Source organism: Halomonas sp. NYA30, from assembly GCF_976980765.1.
This window is the reverse complement of the sequence record NZ_OZ334477.1, coordinates 30275-43425: the sequence shown is the minus strand read 5'-3', so window position 1 is coordinate 43425 and position 13151 is coordinate 30275. Positions and strand designations below refer to the sequence as shown.

Annotated in this window: 12 protein-coding genes; 5 read left to right on the top strand and 7 right to left on the bottom strand. The window is 57.8% G+C overall.

The window, feature by feature from the left end; translation table 11 throughout:
* The first annotated feature begins 13 nt into the window (after positions 1 to 13).
* Together ACWI0H_RS00190 and ACWI0H_RS00185 are read left to right on the top strand one after the other, a co-directional pair.
* Entirely contained in the window at positions 14 to 1657 is a 1644-nt protein-coding gene (locus ACWI0H_RS00190) for a sodium:solute symporter family protein (protein WP_485874514.1), read from the top strand.
* The gene (locus ACWI0H_RS00185) at positions 1635 to 2183 is read left to right on the top strand and encodes a hypothetical protein (RefSeq protein ID WP_485874513.1); all 549 of its coding nucleotides are present in this window, start codon (positions 1635 to 1637) and stop codon (positions 2181 to 2183) included. The genes ACWI0H_RS00190 and ACWI0H_RS00185 overlap by 23 nt, the downstream gene beginning before the upstream one ends.
* A gap of 24 nt (positions 2184 to 2207) precedes the next feature.
* Here ACWI0H_RS00185 and ACWI0H_RS00180 read toward each other — a convergent pair whose 3' ends face one another.
* The 3 genes from ACWI0H_RS00180 to ACWI0H_RS00170 are packed head-to-tail and all read right to left on the bottom strand — an operon-like array spanning position 2208 to position 3952.
* On the bottom strand, positions 2208 to 2984 hold the full coding sequence (locus tag ACWI0H_RS00180) for a 16S rRNA (uracil(1498)-N(3))-methyltransferase (RefSeq protein ID WP_485874512.1): 777 nt from the start codon (positions 2982 to 2984) through the stop codon (positions 2208 to 2210).
* Positions 2985 to 2987: 3 nt separating this feature from the next.
* The gene (gene secB, locus ACWI0H_RS00175) at positions 2988 to 3488 is read right to left on the bottom strand and encodes a protein-export chaperone SecB (RefSeq protein WP_008959139.1); all 501 of its coding nucleotides are present in this window, start codon (positions 3486 to 3488) and stop codon (positions 2988 to 2990) included.
* 41 nt (positions 3489 to 3529) lie between these two features.
* Entirely contained in the window at positions 3530 to 3952 is a 423-nt protein-coding gene (locus ACWI0H_RS00170; protein WP_008959138.1) for a rhodanese-like domain-containing protein, read from the bottom strand.
* Between the two features lie 366 nt (positions 3953 to 4318).
* Between ACWI0H_RS00170 and gpmI the strand changes: the two genes are divergently transcribed.
* From gpmI to ACWI0H_RS00155, 3 genes are all read left to right on the top strand, one after another.
* Positions 4319 to 5896 (top strand): 2,3-bisphosphoglycerate-independent phosphoglycerate mutase, encoded by a 1578-nt coding sequence (gpmI, locus tag ACWI0H_RS00165; RefSeq protein WP_485874511.1) that lies wholly within the window; start codon positions 4319 to 4321, stop codon positions 5894 to 5896.
* Positions 5896 to 7038, top strand: a complete 1143-nt coding sequence (locus tag ACWI0H_RS00160; RefSeq protein WP_472954750.1) for a murein hydrolase activator EnvC family protein — start codon at positions 5896 to 5898, stop codon at positions 7036 to 7038. The genes gpmI and ACWI0H_RS00160 overlap by 1 nt, the downstream gene beginning before the upstream one ends.
* A 120-nt stretch (positions 7039 to 7158) precedes the next feature.
* Positions 7159 to 8475 (top strand): S41 family peptidase, encoded by a 1317-nt coding sequence (locus tag ACWI0H_RS00155; RefSeq protein ID WP_472954749.1) that lies wholly within the window; start codon positions 7159 to 7161, stop codon positions 8473 to 8475.
* Between the two features lie 12 nt (positions 8476 to 8487).
* Here the strand turns inward: ACWI0H_RS00155 and ACWI0H_RS00150 are convergent, their stop codons facing one another.
* From ACWI0H_RS00150 to ACWI0H_RS00135, 4 genes are all read right to left on the bottom strand, one after another.
* A complete protein-coding gene (locus ACWI0H_RS00150; RefSeq protein ID WP_472954747.1) occupies positions 8488 to 9771 on the bottom strand; it encodes a UbiH/UbiF/VisC/COQ6 family ubiquinone biosynthesis hydroxylase in 1284 nt (427 codons plus the stop codon).
* Positions 9772 to 9822: 51 nt separating this feature from the next.
* Entirely contained in the window at positions 9823 to 11064 is a 1242-nt protein-coding gene (gene ubiH, locus ACWI0H_RS00145; protein WP_101145051.1) for a 2-octaprenyl-6-methoxyphenyl hydroxylase, read from the bottom strand.
* 96 nt (positions 11065 to 11160) lie between these two features.
* Entirely contained in the window at positions 11161 to 12498 is a 1338-nt protein-coding gene (pepP, locus tag ACWI0H_RS00140) for a Xaa-Pro aminopeptidase (RefSeq protein ID WP_101145124.1), read from the bottom strand.
* Between the two features lie 35 nt (positions 12499 to 12533).
* Positions 12534 to 13112, bottom strand: a complete 579-nt coding sequence (locus ACWI0H_RS00135; RefSeq protein WP_101145052.1) for a UPF0149 family protein — start codon at positions 13110 to 13112, stop codon at positions 12534 to 12536.
* Positions 13113 to 13151: the final 39 nt, after the last annotated feature.

Sequence of the window (13151 nt, the reverse complement as noted above, 5' to 3'; positions counted from 1 at the left end):
AGGGGGAGCGAACATGGAAGGGTTCACGCTTTTTGATACGGTAGTGCTGATCGGTTATATCGGCCTTATTGCCTGGATTGGTTCGCGTTTTGGCAAAGACCAGCACAATCCTGAGGACTACTTTCTAGGCGGCCGCAAAATACCGGGCTGGGCGATTGGCCTTTCGGTGATGGCGACTCAAGCCAGTGCCATCACCTTTATCGGAGCACCTGGCTGGGGCTTCGAGGGCGGCCTTGAACGCTTGGTGACGTTTATCAATGTACCTTTGGCCATGATCGTGTTGATTTTAGTGTTGGTGCCTATTTTTCACCGCGCGGGCATCTATAGCATCTACGAACTGCTGGAACGTCGCTTTGGCCCGGCCACGCGTACCCTTACCGCCCTGCTGTTTCTTATTGCCCGCGGCCTCGCCACTGGCGTGGTGCTTTATGCGCCAGCGTTAGTGCTTGCAGTGGTAACCGGCTGGAGCGTCAACCTTACTATTATCATCATGGCGGTACTGGCCATCAGCTATACCGTCATGGGCGGTATCAGCGCCGTCATATGGACGGATGTATTGCAAATGTTCGTGCTCTGGTTTGGCGCACTATTAAGCATCTTCTTTTTGGTAACCAGCCTTCCCGGCGGCTGGGGTGATGTGTTCAGCTTTGGTGCGGCCAGCGGCATGTTCAACGCCATTGATTTGTCCTTCGACCCCAGCGTGACCTACTCGCTATGGGCAGGGCTATTCGGTGGGTTTTTCCTGCATGTGGCTTACTTCGGTACCGATCAGAGCCAGATACAGCGTGTCTTATCCAGCCCTTCGGTGCTCGATGCCCAGCGCTCGTTGCTGATTGGCGGTTATCTACTGATTCCACAGATGCTGCTATTTCTATTTATTGGCGTCATTTTGGCGACCTATTACCAGCAGCATGGGCTAACGCCCCCTGATGACCTCAATGAGCTGTTGCCCCGCTATGTCGTCAACGCGTTCCCTTCAGGCATGGCCGGGCTGGTGATTGCCGGGGTGTTTGCTGCGGCCATGTCGAGCCTCGATTCGGCGCTCAACTCGCTGTCGGCGGTGACCGTACGGGATTTTTACAGCCGCTATCTCAAACCCAATGCCAGCGATGCCCATTACTTAAAAGCCTCACGGCTAGCCACTATTTTCTGGGGGCTCTATGCCACGCTGTTTGCTTTTTTTGCAGGTAACCTAGGGCCCGTGATCGAGGCGGTCAACCAGATTGGCTCCTGGTTCTATGGGGCACTGCTCGGTACCTTTTTGCTGGCTATTTTCAGTCACCGTTCCAATGCGCGCGGCGCCATGGCTGGACTCATTACCGGCATGTTTGCCGTATGGGCAGTCTCTGCGCTACTCGATATCTCCTGGCTGTACAACAACACGGTCGGCGTAGCGGTGTCGATGAGCGTTGGCTATCTCGTTAGCCTGACAGCGCCAGCCCCCAGCCAAGAACAGTTGAGCGATGTAATGATGGCAGAAGCTGCGCCAGACATGCAGGCCGTGCTGGCATCCAGAGCTGATAACGCCCAGGTGATTGGCAAAGAGGCCAGCCTGACGCGCCGACGCTGTATCGGTCTGTTTGCTTGGTTTTGCATCATGCTGGGCATGTTAGCGCTACTACAGGGCTGGGCGAATGAGTGGTGGACGAATGGTTGAGTGCTTAACGCTAGACCGGCGTATTGATACGACAGCGGCTCAAAAGCGGCTACAGCGTCTTGGGGCCAATGCTTGCGAACCGGCCTGGGTTCGCCTGTGGGCCGCAGGCTTGGGAGTGGCTGATGGCAAGCCAGGGGCGTGGTTACTCTCTGCTCATGAAATGCGCCGAGCACTGCTACTGGTGGGGGCCGAACTACCCGCTCAAAAAGAAGAACCCAGTGCAGGCGTTAAAATTGATAGCGGTTCACCGCCAACGCCAAAAGCGCTGGACCGACTGTGGCTATGGGAACGCATAGCCACCCCGCGCCACTGGCGAATCCAGATGCTGGATAGCACGCCCGTACCGATATGGCTGCCCTGCTGGCTGGGCTACGCACATGGCCGACAACTCCGTTTAACGGTGATTAGCGGGTTATCGGGAGAAACGCTACCGATGCTTAAGCCCATCGTGCTTAAGGGGCTTAAGCAGACATATCAAAATGGAGAGAGTTCAGGGGCAAGCGAAAGAAGGAAAAAGGCAATTTGATAGAACTTTGCTGATAGTAAGTGCTTACAAATCGCCAAAGTAGTGTTGTAGCAGGGAAAGCGCCACTATTGGTGCTGTTTCTGTTCGCAATACCCGGGGACCGAGCGTTAGCGGCGTAAAGGTAGCGACTTGAGCGGCAGCGATATCGCTTTCGCTCAAACCGCCTTCTGGACCAATCAGCAGTGCCACCGACGCCGGTCGGTCTTGGCGATCAAACGCATTGCCGGTCGCTAGATGCAGCATCAAGCGCAGCGGCTCCTGGCGCTCTGCAAGCCATGCTTGGAGTGCCATGGGTGGATGCACTGGCGGAACTACCGCTCGACCGCTCTGCTCGCAGGCGCTGGCAGCCACCGCTTGCCAGTGCGCCAGCTTTTTATCTTCACGGTCGCCTTTCAATCGCATATCGCCACGCTCGGTGTAGAGCGGCGTAATGGCCGCCACGCCCAACTCAACGGCTTTTTGAATGGCATAATCCATTCGGTCGCCTTTAGAGATGGCTTGGCCTAAATGGACGGACAGTGGCGATTCACCACTGCCCGTCCACACCGCTTCGACTCGCGCTAGCGTCTGTTTACGGCTAACGTCCACCAAGCGCACCCCTGCCTCAAGTCCTTGGCCGTCAAATAGCACCAGCGGCGTGCCTTCACCCATGCGCAATACACGGGTGACATGACGAGCAGGCCCTTCAGGCAGTGCCAGCTCCTTACCTGCCACAAAATCAACAGGCACATAGAGGCGTGGCATTTTGCCATGCTGGGCATACCAATCAGCGGCGTGGGTTGCTGACATGGCGTTTGACATCGCTTAGTGGGTGTTCTCTTCGGCTTGTTTGGCTTCGCGCTGCTTACGCTGAGCGTACATTGCTTCAAAGTTAACCGGTGCCAGCATCAGTGGCGGGAAACCACCGCGGTTGACCAGGTTATCCACGCATTCACGCGCATAGGGGAACAGCAGGTTAGGGCAGAAGGCACCCAGGGTTTGTTCCAGCTGTGCGCCTTCGATACCGGCAATGCGGAACAGGCCGGCCTGTTCAACTTCGGCCAGGAAAGACGTTGTGCCCGTTTCGTTATCGTTCACCTGAGCGGTCACTTTGACAACGACTTCGTACTGGTCGTCAGCAATCTTGGTGCTGGTGGTATTCAGATCCAGGTTCACCTTGGGTTTGAACGCCTGCTTAAATACCGACGGGGAGTTCGGCGCTTCAAACGAAATATCTTTTACATAAATGCGCTGCAGCGAAAACTTCAGCTGCGGCTTTTCATCCGTTGCGGCACCGGCCTGTGGGGTATTGTTATCTTCCGCCATGATATAACTCCTGATTGTTCATTAAATAAAAATAACGTCGCTTACTTCTTAACCACCGGAAGGCCATCGCCTTGCCACTGCGCCATACCGCCTCTTAACTTATAAGCGCGCTCAAAGCCTGCTTTGGTGAGTTTGGCCTGTGCGGCACCAGAACTCTGACCGTGCTTGCATACCACGATGATCGGCTGGGCTTTTACTTTTTCCAGTTCGCTCATGCGGCTATCGAGGTTGCTTTGCGGAATGTTGCGCGCCCCCGCGATATGCCCGGCTTTGAAGTCTTTGCTTTCACGTATGTCCAGCACCACCGCGTCTTCGCGGTTAATAAGCTGAGTGGCCTGCGAGGCGGTCAGTGCATTTGTAGAGGCGCTACGCGTTTCATAAATGATCCACGCGATTAGCACCAGCAAAAATGCCCCAACTAGCAGGGGGTGGTTCTGTACGAATTCGAACACCTGATCGATCATCGCGAACACAATCTCTTGGTCAATGCAGAAAAAAGCGGCCTAACCGCTGCCAAAACGCGACAAGTATACACGTCAGATAGCTTCCCGCGCAGGCCTAGGAGCCTGTCCGGCTTAGCCGATCGTCGCGAGAAGCACGGATTTTGAGCCAAATTTATCGATCAATTGAGGCGAATAGCGCGCTATTTAACGAAATTGATCGATAAAAGTTGGCCAAAATACCGGGATTCGCAGTAGATCAGTGTTAAGCCGAGCAGGCTCCTAACTCATGACGCCTGGCAGTTGCCTGCGTTATGATGCCCCAAGCGTGCGTCCGTCGCGACCCCGAATTTTCGAGTCGTTCGGCTTGCCAATCTTAACGAGGTTTTTATGGATACTTCGCGTACCCCGCGCCCAGTGGCGCTGATTATTCTTGATGGCTACGGCCACAACCCCGACAGCGACCATAATGCCGTCGCCGCTGCCCATAAACCGGTGATAGATAAATTGTGGGAAACCTGCCCGCACACCTTCGTTCATACCGATGGCCTTAACGTGGGGCTCCCCGAAGGCCAAATGGGTAACTCGGAAGTCGGGCATATGAATATCGGTGCCGGGCGTATCGTGTATCAGGACTTCACCCGCATCAGCAAAGCGATTGAAGACGGCGACCTGGACGTCAATGAAAACCTTACCCAGCCGATTGACGAAGCCGTCGCCAACGGCAAGCCGGTACACTTGATTGGCCTGCTCTCCCCCGGCGGCGTCCATAGCCATGAAGAGCACTTTATTGCCATGGCCGAACTGGCCGCACGCCGCGGTGCCCAGCGTATTTTTATTCACGCTTTTCTCGATGGCCGCGATATGCCACCGCAAAGCGCTCTATCATCAATAGAGCGCGCCAATGCCCGTTTGGCAGAACTGGTGGGCGCTGATAACGGCTTTGTAGCCTCAATTATTGGTCGCTTTTACGCCATGGACCGTGACAACCGCTGGGAACGTGTTGAGCAAGCGTACCGCCTACTGACCGATGGTCATGCGGAGCACTACGCCACCAGCGCCGAAACCGCGCTACGCGACGCCTACCAGCGCGGTGAAACTGACGAATTTGTAGCAGCGAGCAGCATACCGCAGAAAGACGGCACCAAAGAGCATGCGGTAACGCTACAGGATGGCGATGCCGCCATTTTCCTTAACTTCCGCTCCGACCGCGCCCGTGAGTTAACTCGCGCCTTTGCCGAGCCGGATTTCAAGGGCTTCGAGCGGCGTGTATGCCCTAAGCTTGCGGGCAAGGGGCTGGTGATGATGACCCAGTACGCCGCTGATATCCCTGCCCCTGCCGCTTTCCCGCCGTCGGATCTCAACGACACCCTAGGGCAAGTCGTCGCCAAGCGCGGCTTGAAACAGCTGCGTATCGCCGAAACCGAGAAGTATCCGCACGTGACGTTCTTCTTTTCGGGCGGTAATGAAGCCGAATACGAAGGCGAAGAGCGCATCCTGGTGCCCTCGCCACGTGATGTGCGAACTTACGATGAAAAGCCTGAAATGAGTGCCTTTGAGATCACCGACAAACTGGTAGAGGCCATTGATGACGGCCGCTTCGACCTGATCGTTTGCAACTACGCCAACGGTGACATGGTCGGCCACACCGGTGATTTCAACGCCGCGGTAAAGGCCATTGAAACCGTTGATACCTGTGTGAGCCGTGTCGTTGAAGCGATTGAGCGCGCTGGCGGCGCCTGCTTGATTACTGCCGACCACGGCAATGCCGAGCAAATGGTGCACCCCGAAACGGGCGCTCCCCAAACCGCCCACACGACCTTTGTAGTGCCGCTGATTTACGCCGGTGAACGCCCTGCCACGCTTGAGGAGGGCAAACTATGCGACCTAGCGCCCACCCTGTTAGCCATGATGGATCAGCAACAGCCCGAGGCGATGACTGGAAAATCATTGATTCACTTTAAATAATGCGCACTTGCTGGCATGTGGCAGGGGTACTCCTGCTGGCGCTTATTTATGCGCCGGCAGGCATCGCCCAACAGGATGAAGGCGCGGCGCGCCAGCAGCTGGATGCGATTGGCCAGGAGATCGAATCCGTCGCCCAGCGCCTCAGTGCCACCGGGCAGGCCCGCGATGACGCAGAACGCGAGCTCCAGCAGGTCGAAACCGAACTTGCCGAGACGCATCAGCGCTTAGACGCCTTGCAAGCTGAACGCCGCCAGCTAAATGATGAAACGACTCAGCTACGCCAGCACCGCGACCGGCTTGAGAGTGAACGCGATGACCAGTATGCCGCGTTAAGCCAGCAGCTTTCAGCGCTTTACCGACTAGGCCCAACCCCGCAGCTCAAACTACTGCTTAACCAAGGCGATCCGGCTGAGCTTGATCGCATGCAGGCGTACTTAAACCGGCTAACGGACGCTCGCAATCGCCGTTTGAGTGATATTGCCCGCCTCGATTCTGCCCTGGCCGATACCCAGCGTGAATTAGCCGAGCGGCAAGCGCGTCTTGATGACTTGGCCGAGGAGCTTGAAGAACAAAGCGCGCTGCTTGCCGAGCGCACGACCGAACGGCGTGGCGTTGTTTCTAACCTGGATGACCGTTACGGCAGCGAAGAAGAGCGGCTAACCGATCTCAATCAAAGCCGCGAAGAAGCCGAACGGGTGCTGCGCAATATCCAAGCCGAGATGGCAAAACTTGCCGAACCATCGCCCACTACGCATATTGTCAGTACCCAAGGTGATTTACCTTGGCCAGTACAGGGCTCCATCAGTAGCAATTTCCACCATCGCGATGGTGTGCACTACAACGGCATTGTCATTCAAGCCAACGCAGACACGCCGGTGACCGCTGTTCATACCGGCCGCGTAGTGTTTGCCGACTGGATGCGGGGGTTTGGCAACCTGCTCATTATCGATCATGGCGACCAAATCATGACGCTGCACGCACACCTGCAGCAGTTCAGCGTTAGACCTGGACAGCAGGTCAGCCGCGGCGATGAAATCGGCCGTGTGGGGGTCAGCGGTGGCCAGAACCGCGCCGCGCTTTACTTTGAAGTGCGCCGAGGCGGTGAACCCATTAATCCGCAGCGTTGGATTGCGCGCCGCTGACGGGATAAGCTGCACTATTATAAATATCTCAGTTTATAAATGACTCAGTTGTTAATGTTATTCCAGCTACTATTTCAAGGTGACGCACCACGACGCCACCTATCGCCCTGCGGAGTCTGCATGACGCTATCTGTTACCGGGGTATCCACCCCCGCCAAGCGCTTCTTGGCTACCCTGCTGCCGATTGTTTTACTGTCGGCCCCGCTACCGTTACTTGCTCAACCAGCCAGTAGCAGCGTGGTGGATGAGCCTGTCTCTAACGAACTCCCCCTTGAAGATATCCAGACCTTCGCCGAGGTGTTTGAACGCATCAAACGTGCTTACGTTGAAGAGGTCGACGATCGCACGCTGCTGCGCAATGCCATGCGCGGCATGCTGAGCGAGCTTGACCCCCACTCCGCCTACCTGGACGAGGAGGAGTACCAAAGCCTGCGAGAGTCGACCCAGGGCGAATTTGGCGGCATTGGTATCGAAGTGGGCACAGAGAACGGCCAATTGATGGTCATCACGCCTATCGATGACACCCCGGCCTCACGCGCCGGTTTACAGTCCCGCGACATTATCGTGGCCATCGACGGTACGCCTACCGACAGCATGTCGCTGCAGGAAGCGGTAACCCTGATGCGCGGCGAACCCGACACAGAGATTCGCATTAGCGTGCTGCGTTCAGGGGAAGACACGCCGCGCGAGTTCACCCTAACCCGCGAAATTATTCGCAGCGAGAGCGTTAAGCACGAGCTGCTTGAACCGGGTTACGGTTACCTACGCATCAGCCAATTCCAATCGCGCACGCCTGATCAGGCCCGCGAAGCGCTGGAGCGCATGGCACAGGATCAGCCACTGGAAGGGTTGATACTCGATTTACGTAATAATCCCGGCGGTGTGCTGCAGGCCGCCGTTGGCATTACCGACCTGTTCCTGGACGAAGGGCTGATCGTCTATACCGAGGGTCGCCTCTCGGATACCGAAATGTCGTTCTCTGCCTCCCCCACCACGCCGGCTAGTGATGTGCCGCTGGTGGTGCTGATCAACGGCGGCAGTGCGTCAGCGGCAGAAATTGTCGCCGGTGCGCTGCAGGATCAACGACGCGGCGTCATCATGGGCACCGATAGCTTTGGCAAGGGGTCAGTGCAGCAGATCATGCCGCTAGGCAATGGCGAAGGCTTGAAGCTGACGACAGCGCTCTACTACACCCCCAACGGGCGCTCTATCCAGGCCCAGGGTATTGAACCCGATGTAGAAGTGGTCCGCGGTCGCCTGGAAGTCGCCGAAAGCCGCCGTGAAATTCGCGAAGCCGACCTTGAAGGCCACCTAAGCGCCCAGCAGGCGCCCCGTGATCGACAGGAGATGGCCGAGCGGCTACTTGACGATTACCAGCTTAGCGAAGCACTCAACCTACTCAAGGCACTTAATGTGGTGGATCGCCAGCGGCGTTAACGACAGCCTAATTTAACGGCACGTGAGCGGCAGGCGGCCACGCTCTCCGGTCGCCTGCCGCATCAATACACGCTTCAGTGGCACCAACTGGTTCATGCCGCTCATGCCCAGGTTGCGCATCAGCGTCAACGCCGGATCGTGACTGCCAAACAGTACCTTAAAGCCCTTCATCAACCCCAGCATGGCGCTATTATCAAAGCGCCGACGCCGCTCATAGCGCCTTAGCGTACTCAGTTCTCCCCAAGGAGCGCCACGCTGCCATGCGTGTACCACCTCTTCGGCCAGTACCGCCGCATCCATCAGCCCCAGATTCACCCCCTGGCCTGCCAGCGGATGAATACTGTGGGCCGCATCCCCCACCAGCGCAAAATGCGGCTGCACATAGTGCCGGGCATGGCGCTGCACTAACGGAAAACGGTGGGCCTTGTCGCAGGCAGTAACGCCTCCTAGACGATGACCAAACGCTTCCCCAAGCGCCTCCCCCAGTGCGCCACGAGACAGCGCGCTCAATTCATCGGCGTGCTCTGGGGTGGTTGACCAGACGATAGAGCAGTAATGCTCATTGCCTTCCACGGTTAAAGGCAGGAATGCCAGCGGCCGGCCATCAATAAATGCTTGCCGCGCCGTGCCGCCATGAGGCTTGGCGCACTGCACCGTGGTCACGACAGCGTGCTGTTGCATATCGTCGCTGGCTACCTCAATACCCGCCATCTCACGCAGCACCGAGTGAGCACCGTCGGCGGCCACGATAAGCGGCGCGTGTAGCTGGCGCCCATCGTCAAGTATCAGCCAGTCCCCGCTAGCACGATTGCCATTGGCAGCATGGCTATTGGCACGCTGCAGCGCTTGCGGGCTAGCACCAAAAAACGTCGTGACGTTGGGATGGTCTAGCACTTGACGATTGAGTGCGGCCAGCGTGACCGTGTTCTCAACGATATGGCCAAGCACCGCCACGCCCGCCTCATCAGCGGAAAAAGCGATTTCGCCACTGCCTTCGGCATCCCACACCTGCATGCCGCGGTAGGGCGTTACACGGGTTGCCTGCATGGCGGGCCAAGCGCCCACATGCGCCAGCAAGCGCTGGGAAACCGGCGTTAATGCGCTAACGCGCGGAGCAGGTAGCGGGCCAGTGGCCTTATCAAGACCTATTGGCGCAGGCCTTGCCTCGACCAACGCGACTTTCATCCCCGCCTGTGCCAACAGCGCACAGAGCGCGGTACCGACCATGCCGCCGCCGACAATGATGGCCTCAAAGCGCTCAACCGGCGGCTTTGCAGTAGCTGAGTCAGTCTGCATAGAAATCCTTTTAACTAGCGCCAGCGAGCGCAGCTATTGATTGTAGATAGCCTAGCGTTCCAGGCCCATGGCACGTCTGGCCAGTCCTCGTCTTAACGGCCCCACCAGGTTCAGGCCAATCAAGCCAGCCGCACGAGCATGGGGCAACAGCGGAAAGGAGAGCCCGAACAGCCGCACCAGGCCGTCGCTAAAGCGAATCACATTGGCGCGATCCCGTGAGCGCTGCTTCTCGAAGGCCTGCAGTGTGACCATATCCCCCAGCGGTCGCTTCGCCAGTTCCCCCTGCTCCAAGGCATCGACCAGATCCATCACCCCGCGCAGTGCTAGGTTAAACCCTTGCCCCGCGACCGGATGCAGAGCGTGGGCAGCGTTGCCCAATACCGCCAGCCCCGGCCGTACCGGTTCCTCGGCGGTTACCAGTGAGAGCGGATAAGCATGTCGGGCACCCAGCTGCGTAAACCGGCCCACTCGATCACCAAACGCCTGCTGTAGCTGAAGCAGAAATTCACGCTCCGGCAGTGCCATACGCGCTTTTTCGCTACCGCTAGGATGCGTCCATATCAACTCCATGGCTTGACCCGGCAGTGGCAGCAGGGCCATTGGCCCTTGGGCGGTAAAGCGTTCGTAAGCGACCCCCTCATGAGGCTGGCTAACGCCCACATGCGCGATCAAAGCTGTCTGCTGGTAAGGCTCTCGGCGGCTGCCAATACCCAATTGCTCTTTAAGCCCAGACCGCCCCCCATCTGCCAATACCGTCAAGCCAGCAGTAAGCTGGCTACCATCCGAGAGCTTGAGATGATGCCCGCCCGCTACGGGGGTTAGCTGCTCCACCTTCGCGGGGCAGTGCCACTCCAGCGGTAGCTCGGCTAGATGCCGATGCAGTACACGCCCCATCCAGGCGTTGGGAATCACGTGGCCCAGTGCCGCGACGCCCAGCTCGTCAGCACTCAGCCGTGTCGCCCCCAGGCGTCCACGCTCACTGATATGAATACGCTTGATCGGTGTCGCCTCATGACGCATCGCTTCCCACACACCCAACTGCTCGAAGCGCTGAGCAGAGCCTTCGGCGATCGCGCTGGCCCGTGCATCAAAGCTGGGTTGCCAGGCGCTTTCCAGCGACTGCGCCGTTAACGGTGCCGATTCAATCACGGCTACCCGCCAGCCGTAGCGCTCAATCAGCGGCGCAAGAGCACAGCCTAGGCTCGCCCCCACTAACCCACCGCCCACAATCACAATGTCATGGGTCAGCGCTTGAGCAGTGTCATGATCAGTCATCTGTTTAGCCCGTTGCATCGGCTTCTCCCTCGCCATACCGCCGCACTCTAGAGGCAACTAATAATTCGTAACGTAATTTACATAACGTACAATTAATGCTCTAAATACTGGTTATTATTTAGCCATTAAGGCCTCAATATCAGCCACCTGCTTGGGCACGTCCGCCGTCAGCACAGCATGCCCATCCTTCGTCACAACCACATTGTCTTCAATACGAATGCCAATACCGTGATAGGCATCAGGAATATCGTCATCGCTGGGAATATAGAGGCCGGGCTCTACGGTGAGTACCATGCCTGGAGCAAGGGGGCGCGGCGTTTGCTCGTCCAGGCGATAGGTACCAACATCGTGTACGTCCAGCCCCAACCAGTGTGACGTCGAGTGCAGATAAAAGCGTCGATAGCTCTCATCATCAATGCGCGCCTGAACGTCACCTTCCAGCAGGCCAAGTTCAATCAGCCCAGCGGTTAAGTCATGCACCACGCCCTGATGAATATTCGCCAGTGTGGCACCCGGCTGGACAGCGCTAACGGCGCGCACCTGGGCGTCGAGTACAACCTGATACAGCGCCCGCTGAGCATCGCTGAACCGCCCAGTGACCGGAAACGTACGGGTGATATCGCCGGCGTACAGCTCAAATTCGGCGCCCGCATCAATCAATACCAGACCGTCATCACACAGCGGCGCGCTGTTTTCAATATAGTGCAGGACACAGGCGTTGGCACCGCTGCCGACAATCGTGCTGTAGGCCGGGCCACTGGCGCCTTGCCAGACAAACTCATGCTCTAGTTCGGCCTGGAGCTGGAATTCGCTGAGCCCAGGGCGACATACTTGCATGGCACGCCGATGAGCCCGTGCGGATATCATCGCCGCATGCTTGAGCAGGGCAATCTCGGCCTCACTCTTGATCAGCCGCATGGCGTGGATCAATGGACTAATGTCCAACCAGCCCTTCAACGCTGGCCGCCCGCGCCTAAGCCCTGCCTGAGCACTGTGTAGGGCCTCTTCAGCCACGGCGACTGCCTCACCATTATCAAGGGGTAGATAGAGCAATTCGCGCCCCGTCAGCAGCTCGACCAGCTGCTCATCGCGATCCGCGTTTTCGAATGCCTGGTCAATCCCATGCTCGGCCACCACGCCAGCGGCTCCCAGCCGACGCCCTGTCCACGCTTCCATGGTGGGGTCTCGGTCCTGGCAGAACACCACGCTTTCGCCTTCTGCTCGCCCCGGCAGCAGCACCAGCAGCGCGTCCGGTTCGCGAATGCCGGTCAGGTAGTAAAAATCACTGTTCTGACGGAAGGCGAATTCACTGTCCCGTGAGCGGGTCATCAGCCCAGCGCCGGGAAGCACTACCGCGGCGTTATCCGGTAGCTGCGCCATCAAGGCATCACGGCGCTGGCGATACTCCGCTACGCTAATGGCGGGGGGGCGAGGTAACATCTCGGGCAGCACGGTCTCTGACAGCATAAAGGCTCCAGGCTAAGTGATTAATGAACGGGGGCGTCGGTTTGCTCTACTTGCGGCATGCCGGGGTGCTGCTCGGTATACAGCAGCATGGCGGCCATACGAGCATGCTCAGTCAGCGCAAACAGGTCATTTTCGTTCTCGGGGCTGTCATCAATATCGGTATCGATGCGGCCTAACCCTTCCAGGTCACTCAGTGCCTCGCGCAGCGCCTGTGACCAACGCTCACGCAATTCACTGTCAGCTACCTCGTCGACCACCTCGATAAAGCCTAGCGTCCACTCTTTCAGGCCCTGCGCCTGCTCGGCCAGTGAGAACAGTTCATCCGGCAGCAGCGGCGTATAGTCCAGGTCGCTGGCGCTGAGCGCCTCTACGGTTTGCCGCCGCCAGCCTAATAGCCGCTCGGCACTTGGCTGATCGCGTGGCTGTTCAACGCCTAAGCTCTGGCAGACTTCGTCCAACCAGTCCTCAGCACTCACATCGCGCAGCGCCAGCAGCGCGCACAAACGGCCATCCAAGAAAGCCGGAGATTGCATGCTGCCATGCAGTAGAAAAACATCCGCGACGTCAGAAAAGTCCTGACGCTCATCAATCAATGACATAGTATTTGATAACCTCGTATTCATTTGTGGCACTGGGAG

Coding starts and splice junctions, on each gene's coding strand:
- ACWI0H_RS00150 (WP_472954747.1), bottom strand. CDS start 9,771: ATGCAGACTGACTCAGCTACTGCAAAGCCGCCGGTTGAGCGCTTTGAG.
- ACWI0H_RS00160 (WP_472954750.1), top strand. CDS start 5,896: ATGCGCACTTGCTGGCATGTGGCAGGGGTACTCCTGCTGGCGCTTATT.
- ACWI0H_RS00135 (WP_101145052.1), bottom strand. CDS start 13,112: ATGTCATTGATTGATGAGCGTCAGGACTTTTCTGACGTCGCGGATGTT.
- ACWI0H_RS00155 (WP_472954749.1), top strand. CDS start 7,159: ATGACGCTATCTGTTACCGGGGTATCCACCCCCGCCAAGCGCTTCTTG.
- secB (WP_008959139.1), bottom strand. CDS start 3,488: ATGGCGGAAGATAACAATACCCCACAGGCCGGTGCCGCAACGGATGAA.
- ACWI0H_RS00190 (WP_485874514.1), top strand. CDS start 14: ATGGAAGGGTTCACGCTTTTTGATACGGTAGTGCTGATCGGTTATATC.
- gpmI (WP_485874511.1), top strand. CDS start 4,319: ATGGATACTTCGCGTACCCCGCGCCCAGTGGCGCTGATTATTCTTGAT.
- ACWI0H_RS00185 (WP_485874513.1), top strand. CDS start 1,635: ATGAGTGGTGGACGAATGGTTGAGTGCTTAACGCTAGACCGGCGTATT.
- ACWI0H_RS00170 (WP_008959138.1), bottom strand. CDS start 3,952: ATGATCGATCAGGTGTTCGAATTCGTACAGAACCACCCCCTGCTAGTT.
- ACWI0H_RS00180 (WP_485874512.1), bottom strand. CDS start 2,984: ATGTCAAACGCCATGTCAGCAACCCACGCCGCTGATTGGTATGCCCAG.
- ubiH (WP_101145051.1), bottom strand. CDS start 11,064: ATGCAACGGGCTAAACAGATGACTGATCATGACACTGCTCAAGCGCTG.